This is a genomic window from Trichloromonas sp. (assembly GCF_041583255.1).
Taxonomy (GTDB): domain Bacteria; phylum Desulfobacterota; class Desulfuromonadia; order Desulfuromonadales; family Trichloromonadaceae; genus Trichloromonas.
The window spans coordinates 1-3,648 of the sequence record NZ_JBFHGD010000277.1; the positions used below are offsets into that span (position 1 = coordinate 1).

Sequence of the window (3,648 nt, forward strand, 5' to 3'; positions counted from 1 at the left end):
CAGCATGGTCAAGAAGCGCAAAGGGCGAATCATCAACATTGTTTCCACCTCGGGGCAGAGCGGCATGCCCGGCCAGGTTAACTACTCGGCGGCCAAGGCCGGCCTGATCGGCGCCACCCGGGCCTTGGCCGCCGAAGTGGCCAAGCGCAACGTACTGGTCAACGCCGTGTCGCCCGGTTTCATCGAGACCGAAATGCTCAAGGACCTGCCCAGGGAACGAATTCTGCCGATGATCCCGATGGGCCGGGTCGGTACCCCGGACGAGGTGGCGGGTGTGGTCAGTTTCCTGGCTTCCGACAAGGCTTCTTACGTAACCGGACAGGTTTTTTCGGTCAACGGCGGAACCTACATGTAGTTCTGCCCGGTTTCGCTGCGGCAGTTTTTTAGGAATCGATTTATCTAAAGGGTTTTATGCATCGGGTTGCCATTACCGGAGTCGGCATCGTTTCGTGCCTGGGATGTAGCTGGGAGGCTGTTGGTGAGGCCCTGAGGACCGGTCGTTCCGGCATCGTTGTTGATGCAGAGCGTCAGAGTCTGGGTTTCCGCAGCCCTTTGACCGGGACTATCCGCGATTTTGACGGCAAGCAAGTGCTGGGCAAGAAGCAGCGCAAGACCATGCCTGACTTTGCCGTCCAGGCCTACGCCGCTGCCACCGACGCTCTGGCCAAGGCCGGTCTTGGCGAGGATGACATCCGCAACGACCAGACCGGCCTGGTCTTCGGCTGCGATTCGACCTGCATTGCTGCCATCGAACAGGTCGAGTTGCTGCGGCAGCGCGGCGAGACCAAGCTGATCGGCAGCGGTCAGGTGTTCCGTTCGATGAACTCCACCGTGACCATGAACCTCAACACCCTGTTGCGCACCCGGGGCGCTTGCTGGACCATCAGTTCCGCCTGCTCCAGCGGCGGCCACGCGGTTGGGCAGGCCGCCGACCTGATCGCTTTCGGTCGGCAGGAGCGGGTCATTTGCGGCGGCGCCCAGGAAATCAACTGGGAGTCGATGTGCAGTTTCGACGGTCTCGGTGCTTTTTCGCTCCGGAGCGACCAACCGCAGGCGGCCAGCCGCCCCTTCGATGCCGGACGCGACGGCCTGGTGCCGAGCGGCGGTGCGGCAGCCCTGGTGCTCGAGCGTTACGATCTGGCCAGGGCGCGTGGGGCGACCATACTCGGCGAGGTGGCGGGCTACGGCTTCTCCTCCGACGGCGATCATATCTCGGTGCCGAGCCGTGACGGTCTGCAGCGGGCCATGCGCATGGCTCTGGCCAATGCCTCCCGGCAGCCGGCCGACGTCGATTATGTATGTGCCCACGCGACTTCAACCCCGGCTGGCGATGCCGCTGAGGCGGAAAATATCCACGCGGTATTCGGGCCGAAAACCCCTTGGGTTTCCTCCCTGAAATCAATGACTGGGCATGAACTCTGGATGTCGGGTGCTTCCCAGGTGGTTTATTCGGTGATTATGGCCCACGGAGGGTTTATTGCCCCCAATATCAATTTTCATGAGCCGGATGAGTGGTCGGCGCGGCTGAAGATCGCCACCGAAACCATTTACCAGACCCCGGCAACTGTCCTCTGCAATTCGGCCGGGTTCGGTGGAACCAACGCCTGCCTGGTTCTGGGGTTTAGTGAATGAGGTATGACTACCTGATTATCGGGTCCGGTGTTTCCGGACTGACCTCTGCTGCGGTTCTGGCCAGCGAGGGATATCGGGTGGCCCTGATCGAGAAAAGTTCCCGAATTGCTCCGTTGCTACGAGGATTCAGCCGGCGGGGCGTTTATTTTGACACCGGGTTTCATTATTCCGGTGGGCTCACCAAGGGTGGGCCGTTCGACACCTTCCTGCGTTATTTGGGGCTGGCTGATCGTTTACAGACAACCTCGTTTGACCATGAGGGGTTCGATGTGGTTCGAACTTCCGGCCGTACCGATTTCGCTTATCCGGTTGGCCCGGAGCGTCTGCGTGAGCGGTTGGTGCAGGAGTTTCCTGCCGAAGCCAAGGCCATTGATTCTTATCTTGCTGAAGTTCGGCAAGTCTGCACGGCGCTCCCCTATCTGGACATGGAGACCGGTTTCGATGGGCCGGGCTATTTTGCCGGTCTCAATGGGGCAAGTCTGCGACAGGTTCTCGACCGTTTGACCGGCAATGCCGCGCTCAAACGGCTACTCTGTGTGCATACTCTGTTGTACGGGGTTCCTCCTGAAGAAGTTCCCTTCACCCTCCATGCGGCCATTGTGGGCCCCTATTATCAGTCGGTTCATGGTCTCAAGGGCGGCGGCGGGAGTCTGGTTACGGCTTTCGAAGGACGATTGGCTGAGCTGGGAGTCGACATTTTTTGTGGCCGGGGGGCGCGGGACATCCTGTTTTCCGACGCTGGAACCCTGCAGGGAGTGCGCCTCGAGGATGGCGATGTTATCGAAGGAACGGGTTGTGTGGCGACCATGCACCCGACCCGGCTTTTGGGGATGGTGCCTGAAGGGGTGTTCCGCCCGGTTTACCACAGACGGCTGGCCAGATTGGAAGACACGTCTTCGGCATTTATTCTTTATGCGCTGTGCGATGGTGTTCCAGACTTTCTGCGTGGGCGCAACCTGTTTTTGCTGGATGAGGAAGGCTGCCTGCAGGAGCAGACGATTTACCTGACCGCCGCCGAAGCCAGCGCGGGCGGCGCCGGCGGGTTCATCGCCATCTGTGCGGATTCACCCGATGCCACCCGTCAGTGGGGCGGATCGACCACTGGTCGACGGGCCGACTCCTATGGCGAATACAAACAGTCCACGGCGGCGAAATTGCTGCGGAGGATTGAGTCCAGCTGTCCGGAATTGAGCGGCCGGGTCGACGTGGTAGAGACCGCCACCCCCCTGACCATGCGGGATTACGTGCACGCTCCGAGCGGTGCACTGTACGGGGTCAAGCACAAGGTCGGACAGTACAACCCGATGGCCCAGACCCGGGCAAAAAATCTTTTTCTGGCTGGCCAGGCGACCGCCTCACCGGGAGTGATGGGGGGGATGCTCTCCGGCTTTCTGGCCTGTGAAACCATTGTCGGTCATGACCGGCTGCGCAACAAGGTGAAAGCATGTCGCTGAGACGAGTGGTCATAACAGGCATGGGAGCGATCTCTCCCTTCGGCTGCGGCACGGCGGTCTTCAACGAAGGGCTGCGGCAGGGGCAAAGCGCGGTCCGCGAGGTTCCCGCGCTGCGGGAGATCACCGGCCTGCGCAGCCAGGTCGCGGCGCTGGTTCCTGAGTTCGACGCCAAGGCGATTCCCCGCAAATTTCGTCGTTCGATGTCGCTGATGTCAATCTACGCTACTCTGGCCTGCCAGGAGGCCCTGGCTCAGGGTGGTCTGGGGGAAACGGAGTGCGGCAGCGGACGGCTGGGGGTGGCGATCGGTTCGACCGTCGGTAGCATCGCGACCTCGGAAAGTTTTTTTACTGACTTTCTCACCGATCGCAGTCTTGAACGAATGAAGTCGACCCTCTTTTTTCAGATCATGAACCATTCCTGTGCCGCCAACGTGGCCCAGGCTCTCGGAGTCACTGGTCGAATACTGGCTCCGGCCGCGGCCTGCTCGACCGGTAGTCATGCCATCGGCTACGGGGCCGAGATGATCGCCATGGGTAAGCAGGAGATGATGCTTTGCGGCGG

At 60.9% G+C, this 3,648-nt stretch carries 4 protein-coding genes; all 4 read left to right on the forward strand.

Annotated features, from left to right (window positions below; translation table 11 throughout):
• The coding region (locus ABYV89_RS15480) for an SDR family oxidoreductase (RefSeq protein WP_432823834.1) at window positions 1-355 on the forward strand (355 nt) is incomplete at its 5' end.
• Window positions 356-411: 56 nt separating this feature from the next.
• The gene (locus ABYV89_RS15485; protein WP_432823835.1) at window positions 412-1,632 is read left to right on the forward strand and encodes a beta-ketoacyl-[acyl-carrier-protein] synthase family protein; all 1,221 of its coding nucleotides are present in this window, start codon (window positions 412-414) and stop codon (window positions 1,630-1,632) included.
• The gene (locus ABYV89_RS15490; protein WP_432823836.1) at window positions 1,629-3,086 is read left to right on the forward strand and encodes a phytoene desaturase family protein; all 1,458 of its coding nucleotides are present in this window, start codon (window positions 1,629-1,631) and stop codon (window positions 3,084-3,086) included. Before ABYV89_RS15485 ends, ABYV89_RS15490 begins: the two co-directional genes overlap by 4 nt.
• Window positions 3,077-3,648, forward strand: a 572-nt coding sequence (locus ABYV89_RS15495; RefSeq protein WP_432823837.1) for a beta-ketoacyl synthase N-terminal-like domain-containing protein, incomplete at its 3' end; no start/stop codon positions are given. The genes ABYV89_RS15490 and ABYV89_RS15495, both read left to right, overlap by 10 nt.

What these genes read in the sequence shown, in the direction of transcription:
- ABYV89_RS15490 (WP_432823836.1), top strand. Translation starts at nt 1,629, where the DNA reads ATGAGGTATGACTACCTGATTATCGGGTCCGGTGTTTCCGGACTGACC.
- ABYV89_RS15485 (WP_432823835.1), top strand. Translation starts at nt 412, where the DNA reads ATGCATCGGGTTGCCATTACCGGAGTCGGCATCGTTTCGTGCCTGGGA.